The following is a 14,075-nucleotide window of genomic DNA, read 5'->3' as shown; positions in this document are numbered from 1 at the left end:
TTTCTTTTATGCAATTGACGTGCCAACTCTACATATATACACTTTTTATAAATAATATTTTTATTTGTAAAAATATTTTAAATTTATCGTAAATAGGTGTATTATTTTTTTATCACTGTCAAAATTTTTATACATAATAGGAGGACAATATGGCATTCTCATTTCCCACAATAAAAGAATTTCTAAAAACTTTATCCATTGATCATACAAACAGCATGCAACATATCGAGCAAGTTAACGAAAAGTATTATTACCACCCTTCTACTACAGAAAAATACAACTGTGCAGTTATTTACAAAGATGATTCATTTACCGCTTTAATTGACGCGTTTTCTCATGAAATGGCCGTTATCGTAATAAACGAAAATAAAGAGACTATATGCTGTATAACGGCTCAGCAAATCATCCCGTTTCTAGTTAAGTCTTACAATGAACTACAATCTTTCTATAACACCGTAATACAAACAACTGATTCTTCCGTTACAGTGATCGATGATAAAGAATGCGTTCAAACTTGGACAGATGGCGCCGAAAAAATTTTTTCAGTCAATCATAATGAAATTATTGGACAACCTATCACTCGCTTTTTTGACTATAAAGATTTGGAGATCTTACAATCATTACATGACGGAAAAAGCATAATCGCTCAGTTCCATCAGCCTCGTCCAGATTTGTTTGTATTAATTAATTCAAATCCAGTGTATTGTAACGATGAAATCATCGGTGCTGTCGTTTCAGAAACTGATGTTACAAATCAAGTCGCTTTAAATGAAAAGCTATTTAATATGTCACATGAAATGCACCGATTAGAACAAGAGGTCGCAAAATATAAAGATGAATCAGACCCTTTCCTTGCGATGAATGGAAAGAGCCCTGTAATACAAAGAACGATACAATTAGCTAGAAAGGTTTGCTCGGTGAAATCAACTGTTTTAATACTCGGAGAAAGTGGGGTTGGAAAAGAAGTATTCGCGAAAGCAATACATGAAGCAAGCGAAGCAGCTAAGGCACCTTTCATTTCAATTAACTGCGGCGCCATTCCAGAAGCTTTATTTGAAAGTGAATTATTCGGGTATGAACGTGGGGCGTTTTCTGGTGCAAATAGTAAAGGTAAGAAAGGTAAAATAGAGCTCGCGCAAGGCGGTACATTATTCCTTGATGAAATAGGAGAAATGCCGCTCGATATGCAAGTAAAGCTTTTGCGTGTACTACAAGAACGAAAATATTACCGTGTTGGTGGAGAAAAAGAAATTCATATTAATTTCCGCATTATCGCGGCTACAAATCGTGATTTACAAGAAGAAATGAGAAAAGGTACGTTCCGAGAAGATTTATACTACCGACTAAATGTAGTTAGCTTGCATATTCCACCACTGCGAGAAAGACGCGAGGATATTATTGAATTAACCTATTCTTTCTTAAACGATTTTTCAATCAACTATACCAGACCAATTCGTGATTTACCTTCCAGCATTATGCATGAACTGCTTCATTACAATTGGCCAGGTAATATTCGCGAGCTGCGTAACGTTGTTGAAAGACTTGTCGTATTTGCGACTGACGGTATTATAAAACAAGAATATTTACCATTCCATACAACTGAAACATTAGACAATCATACGGCTCATTCTCTATTACTCAGCAACAATAATACGATACTCTCTTTGCAAGAAGAGATGGATGAACATGAGAAGAAAGTCATTGAGAGGGCTTTACGCATATTAAATGGGAATAAATTAGAATGCGCGAAACAGCTTGGTGTTACGAGGGCTACCTTATATAACCGTTTAAAAAAACTTGGGTTACAATAAATCTTCCCTCCTCTATATTGGCATAGTTTTTGCATTATATAATTTGTGCAAACCGAACTAGAGGAGGAATTCATATGACGAATAAAGATCACTTAATTGTTTGTCGATGTGAAGAAGTTACATACGGTCAACTTCAATCGACAATTGCTGAATATAAATGCTCGGCAAGAGAATTAAAACTAAGAACACGTGCTGGCATGGGATTTTGCGGTGGCCGCACATGTAGAATGATGATAGATCGAATGATTGAAAGTGCAAATCCTGACGTAACTACTAATGAAATCCCATTAAAATATCAACCACCTGTGCGCGCAGTTACCTTTGGAGCGGTAGGTGAAAATCAATGAATAGAATTACCCATCACCCTATATTAGGAAGTTTAAATAGTATTAAACGCATTACTTTCCAATTTAACGGACAACAATATGAAGCATATGAACATGAAACGATTGCGGCCGCTTTACTTGCAAACGGAATAAGAACTTTAAGAGTGCATGAAGATAGCGGGACGTCGCGAGGTATTTACTGTAATATTGGACATTGTTCTGAGTGCCGCGTCACAGTAAATAATCAAACGTACGTACGAGCATGCTTAACTGTTGTAGAAAAAGATATGATTATTGACAGCGGCAAACAGCACCCAAATATCGTGAGAGAGATGGTGAAAAAACAATGAACGATGTCATTATTATCGGTGCTGGACCAGCAGGATTATCAGCCTCCATCTCTTGCGCTAAATTTGGACTGAATGTACTTGTTATTGATGAATTTATGAAGCCTGGCGGAAGATTACTCGGTCAATTACATCAAGAACCTACTGGAGAATGGTGGAACGGGATAGAAGAATCAAAACGCCTTCAAGAAGAAGCACAATCACTTTCAGTTGATATTCGCTGCGGTGTTTCCGTCTATAATTTAGATAAAGATGAAAGTTCTTGGTTCGTACATACGAATATCGGTACGTTAGAAGCACCTTTCGTTTTACTTGCTACTGGCGCTGCTGAGTACTCCATTCCCCTTCCTGGTTGGACAATTCCAGGAGTTATGTCAATCGGGGCCGCACAAGTAATGACAAATGTACATCGCGTTCAAGTTGGGAAAAAAGGAGTAATTATTGGTGCTAACATTTTGTCATTTGCTATTTTAAATGAATTACAATTAGCGGGAATTAAAGTGGAACATATCGTACTCCCTGAAAAAAGCGAATTAAGTCAAAAGGCTGGTGAACCAGAAGAAGTTTTAAATTCTCTCTTACATGCTGCCCACCTTGCCCCATCACCTTTATTACGTATAGGTAGTCGATTGATGAAATATAATTGGGTGAAACAAGCTGGATTAAACTTCTATCCAAATAAAGGTATGAAAATAAACGGCACACCTCTTCACCTACGAAAAGCAGCTCTAGAAATTATCGGAACAGATCAAGTTGAAGGTGTACGCGTTGCCAATATTGATACGAAAGGAAACATCATAACTGGATCGGAACAAATATATGAGGCAGACTTCGTTTGTATTGCTGGTGGCTTATACCCTCTTGCTGAGCTGGCTGCTGTAGCTGGCTGCCCTTTCCGTTACATTCCGGAATTAGGCGGGCACGTTCCACTGCATTCCGAAACAATGGAAACCCCTCTTCTCGGTTTATTTGTAGCCGGCAATATAACTGGCATTGAAAGCGGGAAAATCGCAATGGCACAAGGAACTGTTGCTGGATATTCAATCGTAAAACAAGCAAATAAAAAAGCTCATGCTGTTGAAGAACATTTACAACAAGCGATCCAATATGTACATACCGTACGTCATCAAGCCGCCATTCAATTTAACCAGGGTGTTGATATCGGTAGACAGAAAATGAATGAGATTTGGCGTGATTATTCCCTGGCATATGCACATACTAAAAAGAGCTGCTGAGATTACTCTCAACAGCTCTTTTTCCTACTCATCTGAGTTATTAAATTTCGCTAATGCGTAAATGCCTTCTTCATCATCTAATTCAAGTTGTAATCTTGCTGCAAATGAATTGACATTATATTCTCTGTCAAGCAATAAGCGTAGTGCTTCGATTAAATTCGCTTGAATTAAAATTTGTTTGCGACCATTTACCTCTACTTCAGCAGAGAAACCGTAGTCATCGTCATACATTAGTTCAACTAAAACTTCTTCTGGACCGACTTGTCTTTTTTCAGCGATATATACGCAAAGCGCATTGATAAGTTCTTGTTCGGAAATTTTTATTGTTTCCATGCTACTTCATCTTCCTTTTTCTTACGTTGGTCTTTGAAGTATTTAAATGCACGCACTGCTAACATTACGATACCAGCCATTACTAACATATTTACCATAAACGCTAATACAGAACCAAGAGCTCCCATATTTGCAAATAAGCTACCCATTAGTAAACCACCAAGACCACCTAGTAATAAACCTTTCATAAAGCTTCCTTTATTACTTTTTGGTGCTGTGTTTGTTGCTTTTGTTTTTGAATCTGTTGTTGTTTTTTGTGAATTCACGTTATTATCTTTTTTGTTCAAATCAACTTTTGACTTTTGACCTGAACTTGGTGTGTATGATTTTTTACCAGATTTGTAACTCTTCGCTGCTGCGTGATCTACAAACATGAAGCTACTAGCTCCAAAGATAACCATGAATGCTGTCATGACTGCTACAAGTTTTTTCAACATATTATATCCATTCTCCTTTTATATAGATATATGTGAAATCTACCTTTCTACTAAATTCAGAATGATAGATTTGTTTTTAAGAACATTTTAAAGGTTCTTATGAACTTATTATATGAACTTTTGTCGAAATATGCAAGTATTATTTACTTCCGACAGTTTGGTGACAAAGGAAAAATTAAGCAAAACAGAATTGACTTTAAATGAAACAAAACATATTATAGGTTCATAAGAACTTTTTATTATTTTTGGAGGTGAAAAGATGGAAACATTTCATCTCACACGAAACGAAATGGCTACCCTTCTTCTATCATTAAGAGGATGGAATACGAAAAAGCCTCTCGGTATTTTACAAGAAGCTTGGGCAAAGACACATAAAAAAGATATTGAAAGCGGACAAAGCGTAACTGCTTTTATTACTACCGCACTTTCACCTATTTTTGAAAAACTGATTAAAATTGATGATACAGACGTCGGTTTTTCATTAAATGAAATCGTTGCGCTTGGTAATCAGATTGAAAATACAAGTTTTTCAGTAACGGCCATGCAAAACTGGGTGAAACGAGATATAAAAGAAATGATTGGCTCTCCTCAAAAAGGGAAAAAATATTCAATTGAACAAGCAGCCTTACTATTCATTGTTGAAGATTTAAAAACAGCACTTGATTTTGAATCCATTCGTAAGCTATTACGCCTTATCGTAAATGACCCAGCCGATCGAAGTGATGACTTAATCAATCCTGTTCATTTATACGGAGCATACTCTTCTCTATTTGAAGAACTTAATCAAGGGAATTGCTTACAATTAAATGCAACAGATACAGTTCATACAATTGAAAACATCGTAAAAGAAAAAGCTGATAAAATCGCAAGCAAGTTTGATCAAATTAATAACGAGCAACGTGAAGCGATTCGTAACGCCATTATTATCGCCACATTATCTGTGCATACCGCTTATGTACAAATGTTAGCGAAACGTTACGTAACAGCAACTTTATTTTTACAAAATTTAGATGTGAAACCGTAAAAAATAGAAGCAGAAATGCTTCTATTTTTAATAATGAAAACAACCATCCACCTGTTCTAAATATATAACAGGTGGATGGTTGTTTTTTTAGGTAATAATTATAAAAAATCATAATCGCCTATTATTAATTCAAAAATGATCATTTCATTCTATTAAATTTCGAACAGGTTTTCTCAATAAATTTAATCCATTCATCTTTGTAACTCTTTATAAATTTCGATTTGAGCTTTTGAACTATTAGCGAAATTTAACCAATCCTGTCTTACATTACTTATGTTTTCAGTTACCACAAGTTCAACAATATCTAGATGTGAAACATTCGTTGTTATCGGTTTATTTATACCATTAACTTTAGCACCTGACATATACTTAGCACTCTCAGGGTTTAATGCGAAAGCAAAATCGATTACAGTAGAACCTTGCGGTAAGTTCACGGAATCTAACTTAGGAGTAAATGCTACAATGTTATCTTGGAATAGTTCATATGATACTAAATCATAAAATTCAATCGCATCTTGAGTTACTAGATCATTTGTCTTAATAAAATGATCCATCAATTTATGAATTATATTTTGCATCCCCTTATCAGTTATACTTTTTGTAAGAATATGAAATACCCCTTTATATCGTATCTCCTGATTTATTTTTGTTTCAATACATATCACTATTTCATGGTTATTGATCACCACTTTGGTCTTTAAGTATTTGTTTAATACATCACCTTCAATTGCTATATTATCTTCAAATTGATATGGAATTGGTTTGTATAGCTGATGTATAATTCCTAATATTTTATAACAGTCTAAATTATTTGAGGCCGTGATAATTATTTTTGATACTGCTGTAATGTCTTGAATATCTTGGAGACGAGAATAAGCTGTATAAATAGGGCTTACTTCATAATCAACTTCAAATATTAAAGATGTATTTAGAAAAGTATTTATATCTCGCATTATATTTTGAGACAAACCCCCTAATAACTTAACATAATTTTGTAAAAGAATTTTCATTCCCTTATATTTAGAATGATTTAGATAATAAAAACCTAAATCTTCTAACTCGTGTTGAATATGAAATAGCCCCAGCCTTTTATAAATCGGAGCGAAAATTTTGAGTGTTTCATTTGCATAAGGAACTTGTTTCTTTACAGCTTTCACCTGTAAAGTTCTCATGTTATGTAGACGATCTATTACTTTTATAATAGCTACTCTTATATCTCCTTGTGTAGCTAACAATAATTTCTTTAAATTTATTGCTTCATACTCTTCTTTATTAGGGATTTGTTTTTTATCAATTTTAGTTAACCCTTCTACAATATCAGCCACTTTTTTACCGAATATATCACGTATATACTCAATTGTGTAATCTGTATCCTCCACCACATCATGTAGTAATGCTGCAACTAAAGTTATAATATCTGCCTTACAATCTAACAAAATTTCAGTAACTGCAAATGGATGAGTAATATACGGCTCACCTGAAACTCGAAATTGTCCTTCATGAGCTTTCTCAGAAACTAATATAGCTTTATGTAATTGTTCTAACTCTTCTTTATGTAGATATGAGGCCTTTTCTAATAATACTTTTTTCATATTTTCACCTTCATCACGTTAATTTTCCATAAAATTTTATTAACATTATAATTCGTTATTTGAAAGTGAAGTACCTGTCTAAGTGTTAAGAGAATATTTATATTTTTATTCTCCTCGAATTATTATTAAATTTTTGAACCTATAAGCCACCCTTTGAAATACTTTTTATCAACCGAATCATGTCTCTATCCCAAATAGAAAGTGGTTCATAAATTTGAAACTTATTATGCATATATTCCCCTTGTCTCTTTGTAAATTAAAAATATCATTATAGGAAATTTCCAATACATCATCATTTACTATAATACTTATGAGAGACATAAAAGAATTGAAATAGCAATCCCCTATACAAATAAGGTATAATCTACACATAGTGAATCTTTTATATTATTAAGTATCAGGTTCACCTATTCAAAAATACATAAACTAGAAGGTGCAACAATGGTAAGTAGTTTTATTCACTCAGTATTAACATTTTTTGAAGGGTTAGGTTATTGGGGCATTATGCTTGGACTTATGATTGAGATTATTCCGAGTGAGATCGTCCTTGCTTATGCAGGTTATTTAGTATTCAACGGTAGTATCTCATTTATAGGCGCAGTTATATTTGGTACAATTGGCGGCGTTATTGCTCAAATCTTTATTTATTGGCTTGGACGATACGGTGGACGACCTATATTAGAACGATACGGAAAATATATTTTCATCCATAAAAAACATATAGATGCAGCTGAAGATTGGTTTAATCGTTACGGAACTGGTGTAATTTTCACTGCACGCTTTATTCCAGTAGTACGTCATGCGATTTCAATTCCTGCTGGTATTACAAAAATGCCATTACTACGCTTCACTACATTAACAGCACTTGCAATCATTCCTTGGTCTATCATTTTCATTTATTTAGGTGAAAAATTAGGTCAAAATTGGGAGAATATAAACGATATTGCGGGACCATATGTGAAATCTTTCGCAATTGGCGGTGTCATACTTATCCTTCTATACTTCACCCTTAAAAAATGGACAAAAAAACGTAAAAATCTTGCTTAAGGTAATAATAAAAAACCGCTATACATTCATTACGAATTATAGCGGTTTTTTATTATAAAATTGACTAATCTTTAAAAATCACAAGAAAACCCGTTCGTTTAACATTTACATGGATAAGCAACACTTCACTCATTCCTTTCGTATATTATCTCAAAAAGGAGTGATTTCCCTATGCATTGGCAACAAAAAATACAATACTTAATTGGACGCCCTATCGGTATTTCCTTCATTAATGGGCAAGGAACTTCTGGTGTATTATGTTCAGCACATGATGGTCAATTATATGTGTATGAATACCTTTACCACGCTCAGTTCGCAATGAAGCATTATGATTTTAGACAAATTCAAGATATACATGCCTTTCCGAATTGCCCACATCAGAATCATCTTTATTAAAAAAGGAACAGCTTATAGCCGTTCCTTTTTCTCCACACTTATTTCTCAGTATAAAAGTTTTGCACTGCTTCATCAAAGTAAATCCAGCCTTTCCAGCCTAAATGAATTGTATCTTTTAAGAAATACTTATCATATTCATGGCCAGAGAAATCAACTACTGGGTATCCTGCTTTTTCAACTTGTTCCCGAACTTTTTTATAATACACTTCACGGCGCTCTTTAGGGAAACCAGCGTAATCATACCACGGTCCGTTTACAGGTACAGAAATAAAGAGTGGCTTAACATTTTTCTCTTTAAAAATATTTAAAACAATTTGTAAGTCATCATATTCAGGTGATTCTTCATACGATTCATTTGCTCTAAAGTTTTTTAAACCTTTTAATTTTTTCTTTAAATTATGTTTATAGTAATACGGATTTTCAATTCCAAATGTGTTTGTAGTAGATTCCGCTTTCCCTTCTTCTTCTGCATGTTTACGTGCATCTACCCAAGAAATTGAACGTAATCCCACATTAGTTTTTTCTTTCATCGGCTCAATCTTAAATATAGAGTTAAATAAATCTCTATGATCTAAAATATTTCGATGCATATAAGCAAGTGGTTTGACTAAACCTGCTTTTATGTTATGTTGCGTATCATTATATACAATACCTTCTAATGAATTTTTTAATATATCATCTTCTTGAACAACTTTATAATCTAATAGTCGTTTCGCAATTTGCTTCTTCATTTCAACATTTATTTTATCATTAAAAATAAAATGATATGCTTGTTGCTTAGAGAAATTATTCGTAAAATCCCCCTGTGATACCCCAGTCTTTGTAAACCATTGTGGTGATAAAACAAAGACTACTTTTTTACCTTCTAATCCATCCATTGTAGACGTCATATTTAATATATGAGCTAAACTTTGCGTACCGCCAATCCCCATTAAATATGGCGTAAAACCTGCCGGATTTACTTTAAAGTAATTAGATGGGTGATATGCATCCATTCGTAAAAATTCAGATGAACCATACATTGGTAAATACTGTGAATTCTCTAACATTTTTTGCTGTAAGAAAACCCCTTGTAATTTTTCTTTTTGTAAGGAAGTTGCCGCATCTTCTACCTTCTTATCACTAATAAGTGATAAGAAACTTTTCGATGGGATTAATATGATAATGAAAAAAAGCACACACGCTAAAATTATGGGTCCAAAAGCATGCTTCATTTTCATCGTCTCTTCCTCTTTCTCTCGCTATTAAATTGTAACCCTTGTTTTTGACACGTCATTTTTTTCTCCTTTTTCTCTATACATGTTCCATTCTATTTATCTATTATATACATGTATGTATTTCTTTCCTTGTCCTATTAAGTCCCATAGAAATAGCACAAGAAAATGTTTCCATAGAAACACGTTAATTATACAAGATTCTACATAAATTTCACACTGGAATTTGAGTAATAATTTTATTTTTAAACAGTGAAAAAACATATAAAATGTCTATAATCCATCAGATGATGAATTAAATTCAAAATAAGATACGTCCACTATAATCAACATCATTCCCTTCCAAACACTATTTATAGCCTAGTAAATCATACCACAAACTATATATCTAACTTTAAATAAGAAAAACAGACTATCACACATGTGAAGTCTGTTTCTCCATACTTTTATTTTTGTACATCTGCCCATTTTAAACTTGTCGCTGGACCGAATTGATGTACATATAAATCTTTCACATATGGCTTTTGTAAGTACGATAATCCTCGCTGGAATACTGGTGCAATTACTGCGTCATCAAGTAACATTTTCTCAGCATCTTGCATTGCTTTCCAACGAGCTTTTTCATCATTACCTAATTCTGTTTTAATCTTCTTAATTAACGCATCATATTCAGGGTTTGCATATTCTGTGTTGTTCACACTGCTTCCAGAAAGAAATACTTCTAAATAAGTCATTGGATCTGGATAATCCGGTAACCAGCGTGATAATGACATTTCATATTCTTTTTTCTTCTCTAACGCTAATTTTTGCGTATGCGGTTGTAATTTTACATTTACCTTTAAGCCTGGTAAGTTTTTCTCTAGCTCTTCTTTAATGTATTCCCCTACTTTTTTGAAGTTTTCTAAGTCATAGTTTAATAACTCAAGCGTCACTTCATTTGTACCTGTCTCTTGCTTCGCCTTTTCCCAATATTCTTTTGCCTGTTTTACATCAGTTTTATTAAACTCACCTGCTGTACTTCTAAAATCTTTTTTATCTGGACCTTTTAAAAATCCTTTTGGTACATAATAGTTAGCAGGAACTGAACCATCATTTAAAAATGAAGTCGCAAGTCCTTTCTTATCAAACACTGTACTTAGCGCAAGACGTGCATTTTTATTTTTAAGAATCGGTACATTTTCATTAAATCGGAAGAAGTACATAACCGGATCTGTATATTGTTTAAGCTCTTTATTATTTTTATATTTATCTACGAATTCTGTTGAAATGACAGCTCTATCAACTTTATCTGTTTCATATAAATTTACCGCAGTTGAAATTTCTTTTACAATTTGATAGTTTATTTCATCTAGCTTCACTTCTTTTTTATCCCAATACTTATCGTTTTTCTTCATTGTAAAACTCGCTTCATGCTTCCAATCCGATAATGTAAATGGCCCGTTATATACCGCTTTATTTGCTTCTAATCCGTATTTATCACCTTGTTCTTTTGCATATTTTTCGTTAATTGGATAGAAGGATGGTAAAATAAGTAGTTTTGTAAAATACGGTACAGGATGCTCTAACTCTACAATGAACGTTTTATCATCCTTCGCTTTCACTCCTAATTCCTCTAACCCTAGTTGTTTCTTATTTATTTTCTCCGCATTTCTCACATCGTATGCAATGTATGCATATTGAGAAGCTGTATCTGGATTAATAAGCTGCTTCCAAGCGTATACGTAGTCTTGTGCTGTTACTGGGTCTCCGTTAGACCATTTCGCATCACGCAAGTGGAATGTATATGTTTTCCCATCTTGACTCACTTCATATTTTTGTGCTCCAGCTTCAATCACTTCATCATTTTTCGATAAACGGAATAATCCTTCCATTACGTTATTTAAAACGTTAAACGATACTGCATCTGTTACTTTCCCTGAATGTAAAGACGGGATTTCACCTGTTTCTAGTAACTGTAATACTTTTTTCTCATCTTTCGGCTTTGTCGTTGTTTTTTCTTTTGCGCAGCCAACTAAAAATGAAGAAGCTAATAAAGTACTAACTAATGAGTAACGAACAACTTTTTTCATTTAAAAACCCCCTCTACTTTTTAAGGTAAGTAACGACGAGCACCAGCGTATTCTTCTATATATCCTGGTGTATTGAGCGGTATAATCTCTACTGATCTTTCAGCTCTCGGCGAGTGAATCATATTTCCGTCACCAATATACATCCCCACATGATGAACACTGCCTTTTCCTTGATCATGTGCAAAGAAGATTAAATCTCCTTTTTGTAAATTCTCTTTATCAACTGCAACTCCATTTCTCGATTGCGGACCTGAATCTCGCGGAATTGTAATACCGTGTGATTTATAAATTGTATGTGTAAATCCAGAGCAATCAAATCCGAATCCACTTGTACCAGCCCATATATACGGTAATCCTAAAAACATTTTTCCTGTATTTATTAAATCATCGGCCGTCGGAGTTGGAATATCATTTTGAGAACGGTAAACCGTGCCATCATTTTTTCGTAGCCAAGCTTTCTGTCCATTTGGTAACAAGACGCGATATGAAATCGTATCTTCATTAAGTAACGGCAATCGCGTATTATAGCTCACTTCAAGCGATTTATGTTTTTCAGAAGGATTTATATATAAAATGGCTGTCGGTTTCGTTACTAATACGAAAGGTTCATTTGTTTTATCTGCAAATTCTTGATTATATGTTAACTGTTTTTCAGGCATCCATCCTGGGTAACCTTCTTCATTTCGAGGTGTCGGCTGACCATGGACTAACACTTTCACCCAGTCCCCTTTTTTATCCACAACTGTTACTTCTTGACCTAATAGCGCTTGCGTTTCTAATTTATTTGCATTTGTTAACCAAAGTTTCTCATCAAGCGTCATTGATTTCGTCCACTTCCACAAATCAACTGGATTTGTAGCGCTCGGTGCATCAATTGGTCGTAATGAATCAGGTGCGGTCCAAAGTGTCGCGGCAGATACATCGATAAACGCCTTACTATCTTTCTTCTCTTCAGCATTTGCTGATGTAAACGATGAAAATATAAATAAAGTTGTTAAAAATGCAGTTCCTACTTTTTTCATACATATCCCCCTTAAAAGATAGTTTACTAGTCTTTTTTCCTAAGATTTACTATTCACTGTCGATTGAAGGTTTACCTTTGACCCAGAATAAGTCATGCCTTCTGGTTCTTCCATTAACCAAAGCGGCGCATCGAGATCGAAGTAATGAATATTAGGGTGGGCAGCTGCTAAATGGGCTACAGCGCTAACGGAAAGTGAGGATTCCATCATACTTCCGACCATGCATTTTACCCCAGCTGTTTCGGCGATATCGGCAATACGCCACGCTTCACGTATGCCACCACATTTCATTAATTTAATATTAATTAAGTCTGCATATCCTCCTTGAACGATTTTCAATGCATCACCCGCTGAAAATATGCTTTCATCTGCCATAATAGGCGTTTGCACATGATCTTTGACGTACTTTAATCCATCCCAATCTTTCGCATGAACAGGTTGTTCAATAAATTCAATATTTAAATTGCGATTTTCCATCTCTTTAATGATAGAAACTGCCTCTTTTGGATTCCACCCCTGATTTGCATCTAATCGTAACGTCGTATTTTTTGGTACGCTATTTCGAATCGCTTCAATACGTTCTAAATCTAAAGGAGCAGATTTCCCCACTTTAATTTTTAAAGTTTGAAATCCTTTTTCTACATGTTGCTTTGCCTCTTTCGCCATAATGAAAGGTTCATCTACACTGACGGTAATATCTGTATGAATTTCTTTCTTCCCACCTAATAATGCGTAAAGTGGAACGTTTTGATATTGACAATACACATCATATAAAGCGATATCTACTGCCGCTTTCGCACTTGGATTTCCAATACAACTCATTTGAATGTGCTGTAGTAACTGCTGAAATTGAATAATATCTTGACCAATTAAACAGGAACGCATCGGCCCTAAAATGGCTTCTTCAATCCCGCTTGCGAAATCACCCGTAATAACTGGCGTTGCGGCTGCAGCACCTTTGCCAACAATCCCTTCATTTGTATGAATAAATACATCTATACTTTCTATTTCGGTTACGGTACGAAGAGCTGTTTTAAACGGTGTATGAAGATTAACACGTCTACGATTTACTTTCACATCTGTAATTTTCATATTGTTCATCCTTTCGTTGTCTAACAAAGTGGAACTTTAATCTTTAAAAACAAATTATGTTTTTACGTACAATTCATTTCCTCTTTCACTTACTTTCAATGCAAGAGATTAATGTGAAATAAAAAAATCC

14 protein-coding genes are annotated in these 14,075 nt (G+C 34.3%); 7 read left to right on the top strand and 7 right to left on the bottom strand.

Translation table 11 applies throughout. The features are described 5' to 3' along the window. Window positions 1-149 precede the first annotated feature (149 nt). From VF726_RS20715 to VF726_RS20700, 4 genes are all read left to right on the top strand, one after another. Window positions 150-1,811, top strand: coding sequence for a sigma-54 interaction domain-containing protein (locus VF726_RS20715; protein ID WP_440171688.1), 1,662 nt, complete (start codon window positions 150-152; stop codon window positions 1,809-1,811). A gap of 74 nt (window positions 1,812-1,885) precedes the next feature. Continuing rightward, window positions 1,886-2,158: a (2Fe-2S)-binding protein gene (locus tag VF726_RS20710; protein ID WP_048525929.1), complete on the top strand. Its 273-nt coding sequence runs from the start codon at window positions 1,886-1,888 to the stop codon at window positions 2,156-2,158. After that, window positions 2,155-2,487: a (2Fe-2S)-binding protein gene (locus tag VF726_RS20705; RefSeq protein WP_440171686.1), complete on the top strand. Its 333-nt coding sequence runs from the start codon at window positions 2,155-2,157 to the stop codon at window positions 2,485-2,487. Before VF726_RS20710 ends, VF726_RS20705 begins: the two co-directional genes overlap by 4 nt. Further along, window positions 2,484-3,719, top strand: coding sequence for an NAD(P)/FAD-dependent oxidoreductase (locus tag VF726_RS20700; RefSeq protein ID WP_440171684.1), 1,236 nt, complete (start codon window positions 2,484-2,486; stop codon window positions 3,717-3,719). The genes VF726_RS20705 and VF726_RS20700 overlap by 4 nt, the downstream gene beginning before the upstream one ends. A 24-nt stretch (window positions 3,720-3,743) precedes the next feature. Here VF726_RS20700 and VF726_RS20695 read toward each other — a convergent pair whose 3' ends face one another. After that, window positions 3,744-4,052 carry a YxcD family protein gene (locus VF726_RS20695; RefSeq protein WP_000447755.1) on the bottom strand — a complete coding sequence of 103 codons (309 nt, stop codon included), beginning with the start codon at window positions 4,050-4,052 and terminating at the stop codon, window positions 3,744-3,746. Next, entirely contained in the window at window positions 4,040-4,489 is a 450-nt protein-coding gene (locus VF726_RS20690; protein ID WP_063259931.1) for a hypothetical protein, read from the bottom strand. The genes VF726_RS20695 and VF726_RS20690 overlap by 13 nt, the downstream gene beginning before the upstream one ends. 259 nt (window positions 4,490-4,748) lie before the next feature. Here VF726_RS20690 and VF726_RS20685 point away from each other — a divergent pair, with 259 nt between their 5' ends. Further along, on the top strand, window positions 4,749-5,513 hold the full coding sequence (locus tag VF726_RS20685; RefSeq protein ID WP_071759364.1) for a DUF1836 domain-containing protein: 765 nt from the start codon (window positions 4,749-4,751) through the stop codon (window positions 5,511-5,513). Window positions 5,514-5,704: 191 nt separating this feature from the next. Here VF726_RS20685 and VF726_RS20680 read toward each other — a convergent pair whose 3' ends face one another. Beyond that, entirely contained in the window at window positions 5,705-7,105 is a 1,401-nt protein-coding gene (locus tag VF726_RS20680) for an HD domain-containing protein (RefSeq protein ID WP_440171681.1), read from the bottom strand. A gap of 441 nt (window positions 7,106-7,546) precedes the next feature. Here VF726_RS20680 and VF726_RS20675 point away from each other — a divergent pair, with 441 nt between their 5' ends. Then, window positions 7,547-8,152, top strand: a complete 606-nt coding sequence (locus VF726_RS20675; protein WP_440171679.1) for a DedA family protein — start codon at window positions 7,547-7,549, stop codon at window positions 8,150-8,152. A 171-nt stretch (window positions 8,153-8,323) separates the two neighbouring features. Next, window positions 8,324-8,548, top strand: a complete 225-nt coding sequence (locus VF726_RS20670; protein ID WP_440171677.1) for a hypothetical protein — start codon at window positions 8,324-8,326, stop codon at window positions 8,546-8,548. 38 nt (window positions 8,549-8,586) lie between these two features. On the opposite strand, the gene dltD is transcribed toward VF726_RS20670, so the two are convergent. The 4 genes from dltD to VF726_RS20650 form a co-directional block, all read right to left on the bottom strand. Then, window positions 8,587-9,768, bottom strand: coding sequence for a D-alanyl-lipoteichoic acid biosynthesis protein DltD (dltD, locus tag VF726_RS20665; protein ID WP_440171675.1), 1,182 nt, complete (start codon window positions 9,766-9,768; stop codon window positions 8,587-8,589). A gap of 440 nt (window positions 9,769-10,208) precedes the next feature. Beyond that, window positions 10,209-11,831, bottom strand: a complete 1,623-nt coding sequence (locus VF726_RS20660; protein WP_440171673.1) for a peptide ABC transporter substrate-binding protein — start codon at window positions 11,829-11,831, stop codon at window positions 10,209-10,211. 20 nt (window positions 11,832-11,851) lie between these two features. Beyond that, the gene (locus VF726_RS20655) at window positions 11,852-12,853 is read right to left on the bottom strand and encodes a C40 family peptidase (RefSeq protein ID WP_440171671.1); all 1,002 of its coding nucleotides are present in this window, start codon (window positions 12,851-12,853) and stop codon (window positions 11,852-11,854) included. A 39-nt stretch (window positions 12,854-12,892) separates the two neighbouring features. Then, the gene (locus VF726_RS20650; RefSeq protein WP_142305858.1) at window positions 12,893-13,954 is read right to left on the bottom strand and encodes a dipeptide epimerase; all 1,062 of its coding nucleotides are present in this window, start codon (window positions 13,952-13,954) and stop codon (window positions 12,893-12,895) included. Window positions 13,955-14,075: the final 121 nt, after the last annotated feature.

The organism is Bacillus sp. Brlt_9, from assembly GCF_051948935.1.
Taxonomy (GTDB): Bacteria; Bacillota; Bacilli; order Bacillales; family Bacillaceae_G; genus Bacillus_A.
The sequence above is the reverse complement of the archived record's forward strand: the minus strand, read 5'-3'. Positions and strand labels throughout refer to the sequence as shown.

Excerpts from the sequence above, each read along its gene's own strand:
- VF726_RS20715 (WP_440171688.1), top strand. The coding sequence starts at position 150 with ATGGCATTCTCATTTCCCACAATAAAAGAATTTCTAAAAACTTTATCC.
- VF726_RS20710 (WP_048525929.1), top strand. The coding sequence starts at position 1,886 with ATGACGAATAAAGATCACTTAATTGTTTGTCGATGTGAAGAAGTTACA.
- VF726_RS20705 (WP_440171686.1), top strand. The coding sequence starts at position 2,155 with ATGAATAGAATTACCCATCACCCTATATTAGGAAGTTTAAATAGTATT.
- VF726_RS20700 (WP_440171684.1), top strand. The coding sequence starts at position 2,484 with ATGAACGATGTCATTATTATCGGTGCTGGACCAGCAGGATTATCAGCC.
- VF726_RS20695 (WP_000447755.1), bottom strand. The coding sequence starts at position 4,052 with ATGGAAACAATAAAAATTTCCGAACAAGAACTTATCAATGCGCTTTGC.
- VF726_RS20690 (WP_063259931.1), bottom strand. The coding sequence starts at position 4,489 with ATGTTGAAAAAACTTGTAGCAGTCATGACAGCATTCATGGTTATCTTT.
- VF726_RS20685 (WP_071759364.1), top strand. The coding sequence starts at position 4,749 with ATGGAAACATTTCATCTCACACGAAACGAAATGGCTACCCTTCTTCTA.
- VF726_RS20680 (WP_440171681.1), bottom strand. The coding sequence starts at position 7,105 with ATGAAAAAAGTATTATTAGAAAAGGCCTCATATCTACATAAAGAAGAG.
- VF726_RS20675 (WP_440171679.1), top strand. The coding sequence starts at position 7,547 with ATGGTAAGTAGTTTTATTCACTCAGTATTAACATTTTTTGAAGGGTTA.
- VF726_RS20670 (WP_440171677.1), top strand. The coding sequence starts at position 8,324 with ATGCATTGGCAACAAAAAATACAATACTTAATTGGACGCCCTATCGGT.
- dltD (WP_440171675.1), bottom strand. The coding sequence starts at position 9,768 with ATGAAAATGAAGCATGCTTTTGGACCCATAATTTTAGCGTGTGTGCTT.
- VF726_RS20660 (WP_440171673.1), bottom strand. The coding sequence starts at position 11,831 with ATGAAAAAAGTTGTTCGTTACTCATTAGTTAGTACTTTATTAGCTTCT.
- VF726_RS20655 (WP_440171671.1), bottom strand. The coding sequence starts at position 12,853 with ATGAAAAAAGTAGGAACTGCATTTTTAACAACTTTATTTATATTTTCA.
- VF726_RS20650 (WP_142305858.1), bottom strand. The coding sequence starts at position 13,954 with ATGAACAATATGAAAATTACAGATGTGAAAGTAAATCGTAGACGTGTT.